This is a genomic window from Streptomyces composti (genome assembly GCF_012034205.1).
In the GTDB taxonomy this organism is placed as follows: Bacteria; Actinomycetota; Actinomycetes; order Streptomycetales; family Streptomycetaceae; genus Streptomyces; species Streptomyces composti.
On record NZ_JAATEM010000055.1, the window covers coordinates 1 to 13,233 of the forward strand.

Here is a 13,233-nt window from a genome sequence, read left to right on the forward strand (position 1 = left end):
GCTAGTCCGCCGCTGCGGAGACCCTTCAGAGCGATGGCCCACGTCAGTTGGTGCAGGGGGCGCGCTGGCCCCAGACTGGGTGGACACTGTGGGTCTTCATGGGTCTCGCGCTGTTTCTCCTGGCTTTCGCCGCAGGTCAAGGAGCCCTCGGGGTGTTCGTCCTCGCGGCCAGTAGTTCAAGTGCAGTCTGCCGATGTGCAGTCTGGCCTTGAAGCATCACGCCCACCCCGAAGGCCTGGAGGAGGCGGCGCCGGATGGGTTCGTTGATCGGGGCACTCGAGGAGTTGGAGCCGCATCTGCCGCCTGCGGGTGGCCGGGGCGGCCGGTGGAACGACCACCGCACGGTGGTCAACGGGATCCTGTTCCGGATCCGGACCGGTGTCCCCTGGCGTGATCTGCCGGAACGCTATGGCTCGTCGAAGACCGTCTACGAACGGCATCGCCGCTGGTCTGCGGACGGCACCTGGGACCGGATCCTGCAGTCGGGTTTGAGGCGTCGTCCCGGGAAGCCCTGGGAGGGCATGCCGAAGGACCCCGGCCGTCCGGCGCGGGGTCTTCGGGCATGGTGAGCGAGAGCCTCAAGGAAGACCAGGAAGAGTTCTGAAGGGTTCCGTGGAACGAGCCCTTACGGAACGATCCTTGCGTCACGAGACTCCGCGGAACGAGCCTGCGGCGTCAGCCGCACTGGCAGGGGTTGCCCGACTGGCAACCGCAGCCGCAGCCCGAGCCGCAGCCGCAGGCGGCGATCAGGGTGAGGTTCCTGATCTCGGCCGGCTGCTCGGTCTCGCGGTCCTGCGTGGGGTCGGGCGTGGTGCTGGGGGATTCGGACATGGGTCCCTCCTCGACGCCGGTGCCTGTGCTCATTGGAAGCCCGCCCGACCGGGCGCATCAACGGCGCACTGAGGCTCGCACGCGCCCTGACCGGCCGACCGCACGCCCTGGCGGACCGGACACGGGTGACGTGCCACCGGCGGACGGGGGCGCCGCGCGCTCCGATCTCCCGCGCCCGGATCTCGCTGTGCCCGGTTCCCCTTGTGCCGGTTCCCCTTGCGCCCGGATCTCCTCCGCCCGGATCTTCCTGCGCCCGGATCTTCCTGCGTGCGCGGATTCCCCAGCGCCCGTACCTTCCTGCCGGCCGGGCGACTACGCCTGAATCTCCTGCTGCACGTCCGTCTGGATCTCGTCCGCGTGCTCCCCGGTCACCAGGTACACCACCCGCTTGGCGACCGAGACCGCGTGATCGGCGAAGCGTTCGTAGTAGCGGCCCAGCAGGGTGACGTCCACGGCCGTCTCGATGCCGTGCTTCCAGCGGTCGTCCATCAGGTGCTGGAACAGGGTGCGGTGCAGCAGGTCCATCGCGTCGTCGTCCTGCTCCAGCTGGAGCGCCAGGTCGACGTCCTTGGTGATGATCACCTCCGCCGCCTTGGCCATCAGCCGCTGGGCGAGCTGGCCCATCTCCAGGATCGTCGCGTGCAGGTCGGCGGGGACCGCGTGCGCCGGGTAGCGCAGCCGGGCGAGCTTCGCCACGTGCTGCGCGAGGTCGCCGGAGCGCTCCAGGTCGGCCGACATGCGCAGCGAGGTCACGACTATCCGCAGGTCGGTGGCGACCGGCTGCTGCCTGGCCAGCAGGGCGATCGCCCGCGCCTCCAGGTCGTGCTGGAGCCCGTCGACCTTCTGGTCGGCCTCGATCACGCTCTCGGCCAGCTTCAGATCCGAGTCGAGGATGGCGGTCGTGGCGCGCCCGATCGCCGATCCGACCAGGCGGGCCATCTCCACCAGACCGTCGCCGATCGAATCCAGTTCCTCGTGGTACGCGTCCCGCATCGGGCTTCCTCTCGTGGGTCTCTTCGGGGTCGTGCGGCTTCTCGGTACGCCTTTCCGGGGCACCGCCGGGGTCGGGGCTCCTTCCCACGCTCCCACGGTCCGTGCGTCACGCGTCCGTTTCCGTCACCTCGGATGAACCGTCCCTGGCGCCCAGGTGAACTCTGGGCGACGAGTGTTCGAGTACCGCCCCCGGCGGCTGGGGGCGCCGCCGGGACCGCGCCTAACCTGGAGACATGGACGTGAACGCGGCGGTCGCCGCAGCGGCAGCGATCGCCGGGGTGCTCACCGGTGTCATCGCCATGCTCGCGTTCCGGTTCAGCGAGCGCGAGCAGAGGCGCCCCACCCGCAGCTCCCTGCACACCGACCCGGTGCTGCCGCCGGGCGTGGACACCGTCCTGTCCGTGCTGCGCTCCTCCGCCGTGGTCCTCGACGAGGCCGACGACGTGGTCAAGGCCAGCTCCGCCGCGTACGCCCTCGGACTGGTCAGGGGCGGCAGGCTCGCCGTGGAGCCCATGCTGAAGATGGCCCGTGACACCCGGCGCGACGGCGAGATACGGCAGGTCGAACTGGACCTGCCGAGGCGCGGCACCGGGCGGGGCGAGGCCCTCGCGGTGTCCGCACGGGTGGCCCCGCTGGGTTCGAGGCTGGTGCTGCTGCTGGTCGAGGACCTCACCGAGGCCCGCCGGATCGAGGCGGTGCGGCGGGACTTCGTCGCCAACGTCAGCCATGAGCTCAAGACCCCGGTCGGCGCGCTGTCCCTGCTCTCCGAGGCGGTCATGGACGCCGCCGACGACCCGGAGGCCGTGCAGCGCTTCGCCGGGCGGATGCAGATCGAGGCGACCCGGCTCACCAATCTGGTGCAGGAGCTCATCGACCTCTCCCGGGTGCAGAACGACGATCCGCTGGAGGACGCCGAGCCGGTCCGGGTGGACGAGCTGGTCGCCGAGGCCGTCGACCGCTGCCGGCACGCGGCCGGCACCAAGCAGATCACCATGGTCTCGAACGTGGGGGTGCCCGAGGGGGCCGAGCAGAGCGGCGACGGGCGCCGGGAGAGCGACGGCGACCTGGCGGTGTGGGGGCACCGCGGGCAGCTCGCGGCCGCGCTGGGCAACCTCGTCGAGAACGCCGTCAACTACTCGCCCGCCCGCACCCGTGTGGGCATCACGGCCCGCAGGGTCGCCCAGCCCGGCGGGGACCTCATCGAGATCGCGGTCACCGACCAGGGCATCGGCATCTCCGACAAGGACAAGGAGCGCATCTTCGAGCGCTTCTACCGCGTCGACCCGGCCCGCTCCCGCGCCACCGGCGGCACGGGCCTCGGCCTCGCGATCGTCAAGCATGTGGCCGCCTCGCACGGCGGGGAGGTCACGGTGTGGAGCGCCGAGGGCCAGGGTTCGACGTTCACGCTGCGGCTGCCGGAGGCCGGGTCGGTACGTGCCCGCGCCGGCCGGCGGCAGGCCGACCGCGACGGATCCGAGGACTTCGACGACTTCGAGGCCTCCGACGGCGCCGGCGGTCTCGAGGGCTCCCGCGACCACGAACGTTCCGACCACCAAGACCACCACGACGACCACGACGGCTCCGGGCGCCTCGACGGCGAGACCGGCCGGCCGCGTCCCGCATCCTCTTCTGCTTCCCCCCACACAGCTGTCCCGTCCGACACAACCGCGTACGAAACGCTTCCCTCCCCGGAGGTCCTTCCGTGACCCGAGTGCTCGTCGTCGAGGACGAGGAGTCCTTCTCCGACGCCCTGTCGTACATGCTCCGCAAGGAGGGCTTCGAGGTCGCCGTCGCGACCACCGGGCCCGACGGACTCGACGAGTTCGAGCGCAACGGCGCCGACCTCGTCCTCCTCGACCTGATGCTGCCCGGGCTGCCGGGCACCGAGGTGTGCCGCCAGCTGCGCGGCCGCTCCAACGTCCCCGTGATCATGGTGACCGCCAAGGACAGCGAGATCGACAAGGTGGTCGGCCTGGAGATAGGGGCCGACGACTACGTCACCAAGCCCTTCTCCTCCCGCGAGCTGGTCGCCCGGATCCGTGCCGTGCTGCGCCGCCGCGGCGACGGCCACGAGGAGGCGGCCCCGTCGGCGCTGGAGGCCGGCCCGGTCCGCATGGACGTCGACCGGCACGTGGTGACCGTGGGCGGCACCAAGGTCGATCTGCCGCTGAAGGAGTTCGACCTGCTGGAGATGCTGCTGCGCAACGCCGGCCGGGTGCTCACCCGGATGCAGCTGATCGACCGGGTCTGGGGCGCCGACTACGTGGGCGACACCAAGACCCTCGACGTCCACGTCAAGCGCCTGCGCGCCAAGATCGAACCGGACCCGGGCGCACCGCGCTACCTGGTGACCGTCCGGGGGCTTGGCTACAAGTTCGAGCCCTGAGCCCGAGCCCGGCCCGCGGGCGGTGGGACGACGTCCGGCCCGGCGGCTCGGGCCCGTGAGACATTCCGGCCCCGGACACCCGGGCAGGTGAGACGCGTGGCCGGAGCGCCGGGCCGGTGAAACGTCAGGGGCGGGACCCGATCCGATCGGGTCCCGCCCCTGACGCTCACGAGCGATGCGGTCAGCCGGCCTGCCGGCTGGCGGACGCCGCGTCCGACGGGGTGCCCGACGGGGCACCGGACTCCTCGCCGCCCTCGGCCTCTCCGGCGGACTCGCCGGCACCGGCCGACTCCCCGGCCTCCGGGGACTTCGAGGCCTCGCCGGAGGCACCGGCCGACGGCTCGGCCGTGGCGCCCGCACCGGCGGGCGCCTCACTGGGGCCCCACTCCTTGTAGAAGTGATCGGCCGGGAAGACGAAGGCGCCCAGGCTCACGTCACCGGTCCTGCTGAAGGTGAAGGTGACCTTCTGGACGTTGCCGTCCTGGATGCTCTCGCGGCTGGCCGGCAGCACCGCGGTGGCGTTGTCCTTGCCGCCCAGGATCAGCTGCCCACCCGGCGGGATGGTCAGGCTCTTGCCCTTCGCGGGGGTGAGCTGCGCGGTCTTGCCGGTGCCCGGGACGGTGATCGACTCCAGCGTCTCGGGGGTGCTGCCCTCGTTGAAGAGGGTGGCGGAGACCACGGACGGGCCGGTGGACTCGCGCTCGGCCGGGGTGATGATCGTGGCGTTCTGGATCTTGATGTTGCCGACGGTCGTCGCCGCGTTGTCCGGCTTGACCTGCAGGGTCTGCGCGTTGTTGCCGGCCGCGCACGCGGAGAGCGAGGCGATGGAGATTGCGATGGCGGCGGCGGCGAGGGCGCCGCGTCGAAGGCTGCTGCTCACGGCGGCGGCAACTCCTTGACTCGAGCGTGGCGACGGTAAAGCCGCCTGGAGGGTCGGTAAGCGTCTGTCAGCGGCCTTAGGTTACCGAGCCGTTCCCGCGGGCTCGCACCCGACCCTCCCCGGTGGCCGGGCGTTCCCCCGACAAGCCCCACCCGGGTCCCGGGTCCGGGCCGCCATTCGAGCGCACCCGCGCTCACTCTCCGGCATTCGTATAAGGCGGGCTCATAGCGGGGCGCATAGCGGGCGCATTTTTCTCCTGGGAATGCACCGGAGGCTCCGTGAATTGATCACACGGACGATCACCGGCGTCTCCTCGTGGTGCTCCTCACGCGCGTGTGATCGGCTCCATGGCCGGCCCGGTGATGGGCTCCGTGATCAATTCGGGATTCGCCGGAACGGGCCCCGGGTCTCCGAACGGAGTAGCGGAAGTCGAGCGCAGAGAACCGGACATTTGGGGACGTTCGGTCGCTCGTACGGTCGTCCGGATGCGTGTAACGTGCGCGTTTCGCTTGGCCCGGAGAGGCGCTCCGACCTGCGAATACCTGCTTCCGCTCCGGCCGCGAAGCACGTTCATGTTGCGCTTGTCAAGCCCCGAGAATGGCCCTGACCTGCGAAAACGCCATTCAGAAGACGGCGTATCCGTGTTACCCTGGATAGCCACGGAAGGGGTACCTGTCACATGACGTTCAAGGTTGGCGACACCGTGGTCTATCCCCATCACGGGGCCGCGCTGATCGAGGCCATCGAAACTCGCCAGATCAAAGGCGTGGACAAGACCTACTTGGTGCTGAAGGTCGCCCAGGGTGACCTGACGGTGCGTGTGCCAGCGGACAATGCGGAGTTCGTCGGCGTGCGTGATGTGGTCGGTCAGGACGGGCTGGACCGGGTCTTCGAGGTGCTGCGCGCGCCGTACGCCGAGGAGCCCACGAACTGGTCGCGCCGTTACAAGGCAAACCTGGAGAAGCTCGCCTCCGGCGATGTCATCAAGGTCGCGGAAGTCGTACGTGACCTGTGGCGTCGTGAGCGTGAGCGGGGACTGTCCGCCGGTGAGAAGCGCATGCTCGCCAAGGCGCGGCAGATCCTGGTCAGCGAGCTCGCGCTCGCGGAGAACACCAACGAGGACAAGGCCGAGGCTCTGCTCGACGAGGTTCTCGCCTCCTGACCCGAGGCGGAACTGATCGCTCAGCGCCGCGCCCGTACCAGCACATAGCGCACCATCATGCCGCGGTGCCCGATGACACAGCACATGTCGCCGGGCGCTGCGGCATGTTCGCACCCGGAGAATGTGTTGTCCTTCACACGTCCCGCATCCGGTGTGCCGTCCCCGGGCGGCCGACTCGACCAGAGTCACGGAAGGGGCTGGCCACATCGTCACGCCCGGCACTTCCTCCGCTGCGGAGCGGAGGCTACGCCCAGGCCATACCCAGGTAGCCCGAGCACACAAACCTGACAGGAACCGATGTCTGACGATCCGCTCCCCGCGCCCGAGCCGAACACCGTGCCCGCGCGTCCGGCGCCCCGAACGGCGGCCGTGATCCCGGCGGCCGGCCGGGGTGTGCGCCTGGGGCCCGGCGCTCCCAAGGCGCTGCGCGCCCTCGGCGGCACGCCCATGCTGGTCCACGCGATCCGCGCGATGGCCGACTCCCGTGCCGTCTCCCTGGTGGTGGTCGTGGCCCCGCCCGACGGCGCCGCCGAGGTCAAGACGCTCCTCGACGCGCACGCGCTGCCCGAGCGCACCGACTTCCTGGTCGTCCCCGGCGGCGACACCCGGCAGGAATCGGTCAGGGCCGGCCTGGAGGCGCTCCCCGAGGACTACGACATCGTCCTCGTCCACGACGCGGCCCGCCCGCTGGTCCCGGTGGACACGGTGGACGCCGTGATCGAGGCGGTGCGCGACGGCGCCGTCGCCGTGGTCCCCGCGCTGCCGCTCGCCGACACGGTCAAGGAGGTCGAGCCGGCGGCCGAGCCCGGCGCCCCGGAGCCGGTACTCGCCACTCCGGACCGCTCCCGGCTGCGCGCGGTGCAGACCCCGCAGGGCTTCGACCGCGCGACCCTGGTGCGCGCCCACGAGACGGTCACCGGCAACGCCACCGACGACGCGAGCATGGTCGAGCAGCTCGGCCTCACCGTGGTCACCGTCCCCGGGCACGAGGAGGCCTTCAAGGTCACCCGCCCGCTGGACATGGTCCTCGCCGAGGCGGTGCTCGCGCGCAGGAGGCTCAACGATGGCTTCTGAGTCCTATCCGCTGCCCCAGGTCGGCATCGGCACCGACATCCACGCCTTCGAGGAGGGCCGGGAGCTGTGGTGCGCCGGCCTGAAGTGGGAGAACGAGGGCCCGGGGCTCGCCGGGCACTCCGACGCCGACGTGGTCGCCCACGCCGCCTGCAACGCCCTGTTCTCCGCGGCGGGCCTCGGCGACCTCGGGCAGCACTTCGGCACCGCTCGGCCCGAGTGGGCGGGTGCGTCCGGCACGGCGCTGCTGACCGAGGCCGCCCGGCTCGTACGGGAGGCCGGTTTCCGCATCGGCAACATCGCGGTGCAGGTCGTCGGCCCCCGCCCCAGGATCGGCAAGCGGCGGGACGAGGCGCAGAAGATCCTCTCGGAGGCGGCGGGGGCACCCGTGTCGGTCTCCGGCGCCACCACCGACGGCCTCGGCTTCCCCGGACGCGGCGAGGGCCTGATGGCGGTGGCGACGGCGCTGGTCGTCAGGGAGCGATGAGCGGACCGGCGGGCCGCCCGGCACCCGGGCGCGGCCCGCGGGCCGCCGGAGGCGCACCCACACCTCCGGGCCCACTACCCTGGATGCCGTGACTATTCGCCTGTACGACACCCGCGCCCGGCAGATCCGTGACTTCACCCCGCTCAAGCCGGGATGTGTCTCGATCTACCTCTGCGGTGCCACCGTGCAGGCGGCACCCCACATCGGGCACATCCGCTCGGGTCTGAACTTCGACATCCTGCGCCGCTGGTTCGAGTACCGCGGCTACGAGGTGACGTTCATCCGCAACGTCACCGACATCGACGACAAGATCATCGCCAAGTCGGCCGAGCAGAACCGCCCCTGGTGGGCCATCGGCTACGAGAACGAGCGGGCCTTCTCCGAGGGCTACCGTGCCCTGGGCTGCCTGCCCCCGACCTACGAGCCGCGCGCCACCGGCCACATCACCGAGATGGTCGAGATGATGCGCGGCCTGATCGAGCGCGGCCACGCCTACGAGGCCGACGGCAACGTCTACTTCGCCGTCACCTCCTTCCCGGACTACCTCCAGCTGTCCAACCAGGAGCTGGAGAACCTGCTGCAGCCCTCCGGCGAGGGGGAGACCGGCAAGCGGGACCCCCGTGACTTCGCCATGTGGAAGGCGGCCAAGCCCGGCGAGCCCAGCTGGGAGACGCCCTGGGGACGCGGCCGTCCCGGCTGGCACCTGGAGTGCTCGGCGATGGCGCACAAGTACCTCGGCAGCGCCTTCGACATCCACGGCGGCGGCCTGGACCTGATCTTCCCGCACCACGAGAACGAGATCGCGCAGGCCCAGGCCTTCGGCGACCGGTTCGCCCAGTACTGGGTGCACAACGCCTGGGTGACCATGAGCGGCGAGAAGATGTCCAAGTCGCTCGGCAACTCGGTGCTGGTCTCCGAGATGGTCAAGCGCTGGCGGCCCATCGTGCTGCGCTACTACCTCGGCACCCCGCACTACCGGTCGATGATCGAGTACAGCGAGGAGGCCCTGCGCGAGGCCGAATCCGCGTTCGCGCGGATCGAGGGCTTCGTGCAGCGGGTCACCGAGCTGGCCGGCGGGCCGGTCGAGCCGGCCCCGCAGGTGCCGCCCGCCTTCGCCGAGGCGATGGACGACGACCTGGGCGTGCCGCAGGCGCTGGCCGTGGTGCACACCACGGTCCGGCAGGGCAACAGCGCGCTGGCCGCCGACGACAAGGAAGCGGCCGTCGCCCGCCTCGCCGAGGTGCGCGCCATGCTCGGCGTCCTCGGGCTCGACCCGCTCGACGAGCACTGGGCCGGCGGGGGCGACCGCGGCGAGGATCTGCATGGCGTGGTCGACACGCTGGTGCGCATGGTCCTCGAACAGCGGGAGGCCGCCCGGGCCCGCAAGGACTGGCCGACCGCGGACGCCATCCGCGACCAGCTGAACCAGACCGGCCTGGTCATCGAGGACAGCCCGCAGGGTCCCCGCTGGAGCCTCGGCCCCCGCTGAGCCACGCCCGCCCCGCACACCACCCACCTCACTTCACGACTTCACGAGAGACGGAAACCTCATGGCCGCGAACAACCGCCGCATGTCCGGCAAGAAGGGCGCGCAGGTCGGCAGTGGCGGCAAGCGGCGCCGGGGCCTGGAAGGCAAGGGACCCACGCCCCCCGCCGAGATGCGCAAGGGCCACGCCAAGCAGCGCGCCGCCCAGGCCAGGGCGCGCCGCGCCCAGGGCCGCAGCCAGGCCCGGCGCGGCGGCGGCCGCTCCGCCGCGGAACTCGTCGTCGGGCGCAACCCGGTCGTCGAGGCGCTGCGCGAGGGCGTGCCCGCCACCACGCTCTACGTCCAGCAGTTCATCGACAACGACGAGCGGGTCCGCGAGGCGCTGCAGCTCGCGGGCGAGCGCGGCAACGTCAACCTGATGGAGGCGCCGCGCCCCGAGCTGGACCGGATGACCAATGGCCTGAACCACCAGGGCCTGGTCCTGCAGGTGCCGCCGTACGAGTACGCGCACCCCGAGGACCTGGTGGCGAACGCCCACGACGAGGGCGAGGACCCGCTGATCGTCGCCCTCGACGGGGTGACCGACCCGCGCAACCTGGGTGCCGTGGTGCGCTCGGTGTCCGCCTTCGGCGGTCACGGTGTCGTGGTGCCCGAGCGGCGTGCCGCCGGGATGACCGCCGGCGCCTGGAAGACCTCCGCCGGTACGGCGGCCCGGACGCCGGTCGCCCGTGCCACCAACCTGACCCGCGCTCTGGAGGCGTACAAGAAGGCCGGGATCATGGTCGTCGGGCTCGCCGCGGACGGTGAGGCCGAGCTCGGTGAGCTGGACGCCCTCGAAGGACCCGTGGTGATCGTCGTGGGCAGCGAGGGCAAGGGGCTGTCCCGGCTGGTCGGGGAGACCTGCGACTTCCGGGTGCGCATCCCCATGCCGGGCGGTGCCGAGTCGCTCAACGCCGGTGTGGCCGCAGGCATCGTGCTCTACGAGGCGGCCCGCCGCCGCGGCTGAGCGGGCGCGTCCGCGTTCCTCCCGGTCCTTCCCCGTGCTTCTCCCGTCCCTTCCCTGGTCCGTCCGGGGTCGTCCACACCTCGAACGGGGCCGTCCACACCTCGTACGGGTGTTCGTCGATATCACCCACATGGTGGATTCCGGGAGATCCGGGCAGGTTTGACGCGGCCCGGACACTTCCGGCGGTTCGAGGCAGTGTCCTAACGCCGCGTCACTCGGTTAGATGAGTGTGGACACCAGAACACCCCGCACACCCACGGGGGACCGCTCGTCGGGACTCGACGACGCTCCCGCGCTGAGCATGGTGAAGGTGCCGAGCGATCCGGCGCAGATCATCGTCAATCACGCCAGCTTCCGCGTGCAGCTGGGCGCCTCCTCGAGGCGCGCGGCCTCGCCCCGGATCGCCCGGTATGCGAGCGCCGTTCAGGACACCGCCCGTGTCCCGGTCGTCACCACCATGGGCGCCCCGGGCCGGACCGCCCCGCGTCGCCGGCCCGTCGTCTGGAGCGGCCGCTCGGCCCCCGACGACACCGGCGCCCACCGGCTCCTCCAGGCAGTGCGGCAGGGCGGCGTCCGGCACTCCGACGAGCCGCAGCACGCCGACCCCGGGGCCACCCAGGTCATCCCCCGCGTCGGCACCGGCCACGAGGGCTTCGGCTACGACGAGAGCCCGGCCGAACGCACCCTCGAGACCCCGGTCATCGGCGCCCAGCGCACCCAGGACGCCCCGCTGCTGCCGCCCATGCGCGGCGTCGGCAGCGCCTACGACGAACCCGCCTACGCCGGTCCCGGCCACGAGGACACCGGCTCCCGCGACATCTACGACACCGGCGCCCACGACGGCTACGACGACGGGCGGGAGGCCGGCGAGGAGGACACCGGCCGGCGCTCCCGCCGGCACGGCGACGACCCGGCGCGGCACGCCTACTACCCCGGCCGCCGGATGAACCTGGGCGTCGTCCTGCTCCCGCTGCGGGTCGTCCTCGGCTTCGTCGCCGTCTACGCCGGCATGGGCAAGCTCTGCGACCCGCACTACTTCGACGGCGAGCGCGGCTCCCTGGTGACCTGGCTGAACAGCCTCCACCCCTGGGAGATCGCCGCCCCGCTGCACCAGTTCGCCCTGCACCACCCCATCGGCACCGGGCTCGGCGTCGCCTTCCTGCAGATCGCCGTCGGCGTGCTGACCGTCCTCGGCTGCTGGCAGCGCGTCGCCGCCGCCATCGGCGTGCTGCTGTCCGCCGGGCTGCTGGTCGCCGTCAGCTGGAAGAGCAGCCCCGTCTACGACACCACCGACTTCCTCTTCCTCGCCGCCTGGTCCCCGCTGGTCATCGCCGGCGCCCCGGTCTACTCGGTCGACGGCCGCCTGGCCGGCAGCGCCTGGCGGCGCCTCGGCCCGCGCGCCGACATCTGGGACCTGCGCCGCTATGTGCTGCGCCGCGGCGCACTGATCACCGCCCTGGTGTGCGGGGTGTCCCTGCTGACCGGAGCGATCCTCGGCGGTGCCGTCCGCGATGCCGACCGGGTGGTCGTGCCCGGACCCGGCGAGTCCCCGCGCAACGAACTGCCCGGCTCTCCGCTGCCGAAGGAGCCCGCCGAGCGCAAGAAGCGCACCCCGTCCGCCTCCACCTCGCCGTCCAGGGGCGGCGCCACCTCCGGCGCGACCAGCCCGTCCGCGGGGACCGGCACCCCCCAGGCGCCCCGGAACACCGGCGGTGCCGTCACCGGCGCCCCCAGCCAGACCCAGGGCAGCGCCGGTCAGGCCCCGCCGCAGCAGTCCTCCCCGGCGGGCCAGGCGCCGAGCACCGGCTCGGGCGGCCCCACCTCCGGCGGTGGCACGGGCGGCGGCGGCACGGGCACCCCGAGCGGCGGCAGCGAGGGATCCGAGGAGGACCGCCCGGGCCTCGTGGGCGGCCTGCTCGGATAGCGGCCGGCCGCGGCGCGACGTACGCGGCACACACCAGTGGGGTCCCGCACGGAAGCGTTCCGTGCGGGACCCCACTCGCGTGTCGCCGGGGCGGCAGGCCCCTTGGGCCGGGACTTCGGCCCCTGTCCGGGCGGTGCGCAGGCCCGGGCGCCGTGACGGCTCAGCGGCCCTGGGCCGCCAGTTCCTTCGCCGCTTCCGTCAGGTCCTTGGCCGTGTCGATGGCCCGCCAGTAGGAGCCCTGCGGGATGGGGAAGCCGGCCAGCCGCCGCTCACGGGCCAGATGCGGGAAGGTGGTGCGCTCGTGGTCGCCGCGCTCCGGGAGCAGATCGGCGAAACCGGGGGAGAAGACGTAGACGCCCGCGTTGATCTCGAAGGTCGACGGCGGGGCCTCGATGAAGTCGGTGATGTGACCGAAGCCGTCGGTCTGCACCGCGCCCCAGGGCAGCCGGGGCCGGGCCAGGGCGAGCGTGGCGAGGGCGTCCCGCTCGGTGTGGAAGTCCGCCATGTCGCGCAGCGAGAAGCGCGTCCAGATGTCGCCGTTGGTGGCGTACCAGGGGCGGTCCGGGTGCGGCAGATGCGCGGCGGCGTACTTCAGACCGCCGCCGCGGCCGAGGGGCTCGGTCTCCACCACGGTGGTGACGGAGACGGGCAGTTCGGTGGTCTCCAGCCACTTCTGCAGGACCTCGGCGAGGTGCCCGCAGGAGACCACGACGTCCGTGACGCCCTCCTCGGCCAGCCAGGACAGCTGATGGCCGATGATCGGCGTCCCCGTGCCGGGGATCTCGACCATCGGCTTGGGCCGGTCGTCGGTGTAAGGGCGCAGGCGGGAGCCCTGGCCGCCGGCGAGGACGACGGCCTGAGTGGGGCGGGACGCGGCACTCGGATCGGTCATGCCCGCACAATACGCGGCGGCCCCGGCCCGCTCGGGGCCGGGCCGGGGCCGCCCTCCGCGTCCGGGAGCGCCGGTCAGTGGTGCGCGGCGAGCACCCCCGAGGCGAAGGCCGTGT

Annotated in this window: 12 protein-coding genes and 1 pseudogene; 9 read left to right on the forward strand and 4 right to left on the reverse strand. The window is 72.2% G+C overall.

Annotated features, from left to right (window positions below):
- Positions 1-254: 254 nt before the first annotated feature.
- A pseudogene (locus tag HCJ93_RS28620) lies at positions 255-485 on the forward strand (transposase); the annotation flags it as partial.
- Positions 486-675: 190 nt separating this feature from the next.
- Here HCJ93_RS28620 and HCJ93_RS28625 read toward each other — a convergent pair.
- Together HCJ93_RS28625 and phoU are read right to left on the reverse strand one after the other, a co-directional pair.
- On the reverse strand, positions 676-831 hold the full coding sequence (locus HCJ93_RS28625; protein WP_167998742.1) for a hypothetical protein: 156 nt from the start codon (positions 829-831) through the stop codon (positions 676-678).
- Between the two features lie 312 nt (positions 832-1,143).
- Entirely contained in the window at positions 1,144-1,824 is a 681-nt protein-coding gene (phoU, locus tag HCJ93_RS28630; RefSeq protein WP_167998743.1) for a phosphate signaling complex protein PhoU, read from the reverse strand.
- Positions 1,825-2,057: 233 nt separating this feature from the next.
- Between phoU and HCJ93_RS28635 the strand changes: the two genes are divergently transcribed.
- Together HCJ93_RS28635 and phoP are read left to right on the forward strand one after the other, a co-directional pair.
- A complete protein-coding gene (locus HCJ93_RS28635) occupies positions 2,058-3,530 on the forward strand; it encodes a sensor histidine kinase (protein WP_167998744.1) in 1,473 nt (490 codons plus the stop codon).
- Between the two features lie 5 nt (positions 3,531-3,535).
- A complete protein-coding gene (gene phoP / locus HCJ93_RS28640; RefSeq protein ID WP_507202957.1) occupies positions 3,536-4,210 on the forward strand; it encodes a two-component system response regulator PhoP in 675 nt (224 codons plus the stop codon).
- A 181-nt stretch (positions 4,211-4,391) separates the two neighbouring features.
- On the opposite strand, the gene HCJ93_RS28645 is transcribed toward phoP, so the two are convergent.
- Complete coding sequence (locus HCJ93_RS28645) at positions 4,392-5,090, reverse strand: copper chaperone PCu(A)C domain-containing protein (protein WP_167998746.1); 699 nt, start codon at positions 5,088-5,090, stop codon at positions 4,392-4,394.
- Positions 5,091-5,769: 679 nt separating this feature from the next.
- On the opposite strand from HCJ93_RS28645, the gene HCJ93_RS28655 reads away from it, so the two are divergent.
- The 6 genes from HCJ93_RS28655 to HCJ93_RS28680 all read left to right on the forward strand — a co-directional run bounded on the left by HCJ93_RS28655 (position 5,770) and on the right by HCJ93_RS28680 (position 12,226).
- Complete coding sequence (locus HCJ93_RS28655) at positions 5,770-6,252, forward strand: CarD family transcriptional regulator (RefSeq protein ID WP_003953493.1); 483 nt, start codon at positions 5,770-5,772, stop codon at positions 6,250-6,252.
- Between the two features lie 297 nt (positions 6,253-6,549).
- Positions 6,550-7,326 carry a 2-C-methyl-D-erythritol 4-phosphate cytidylyltransferase gene (gene ispD / locus HCJ93_RS28660; protein WP_167998747.1) on the forward strand — a complete coding sequence of 259 codons (777 nt, stop codon included), beginning with the start codon at positions 6,550-6,552 and terminating at the stop codon, positions 7,324-7,326.
- Entirely contained in the window at positions 7,316-7,810 is a 495-nt protein-coding gene (gene ispF, locus HCJ93_RS28665) for a 2-C-methyl-D-erythritol 2,4-cyclodiphosphate synthase (protein WP_167998748.1), read from the forward strand. Before ispD ends, ispF begins: the two co-directional genes overlap by 11 nt.
- An 88-nt stretch (positions 7,811-7,898) precedes the next feature.
- Positions 7,899-9,299: a cysteine--tRNA ligase gene (cysS, locus tag HCJ93_RS28670; RefSeq protein WP_167998749.1), complete on the forward strand. Its 1,401-nt coding sequence runs from the start codon at positions 7,899-7,901 to the stop codon at positions 9,297-9,299.
- A 61-nt stretch (positions 9,300-9,360) separates the two neighbouring features.
- The gene (gene rlmB / locus HCJ93_RS28675) at positions 9,361-10,302 is read left to right on the forward strand and encodes a 23S rRNA (guanosine(2251)-2'-O)-methyltransferase RlmB (RefSeq protein ID WP_167998750.1); all 942 of its coding nucleotides are present in this window, start codon (positions 9,361-9,363) and stop codon (positions 10,300-10,302) included.
- 223 nt (positions 10,303-10,525) lie between these two features.
- The gene (locus tag HCJ93_RS28680; protein ID WP_240967978.1) at positions 10,526-12,226 is read left to right on the forward strand and encodes a DoxX family membrane protein; all 1,701 of its coding nucleotides are present in this window, start codon (positions 10,526-10,528) and stop codon (positions 12,224-12,226) included.
- Between the two features lie 160 nt (positions 12,227-12,386).
- On the opposite strand, the gene HCJ93_RS28685 is transcribed toward HCJ93_RS28680, so the two are convergent.
- Positions 12,387-13,118: a nucleotidyltransferase family protein gene (locus tag HCJ93_RS28685; protein WP_167998751.1), complete on the reverse strand. Its 732-nt coding sequence runs from the start codon at positions 13,116-13,118 to the stop codon at positions 12,387-12,389.
- Positions 13,119-13,233 lie beyond the last annotated feature (115 nt).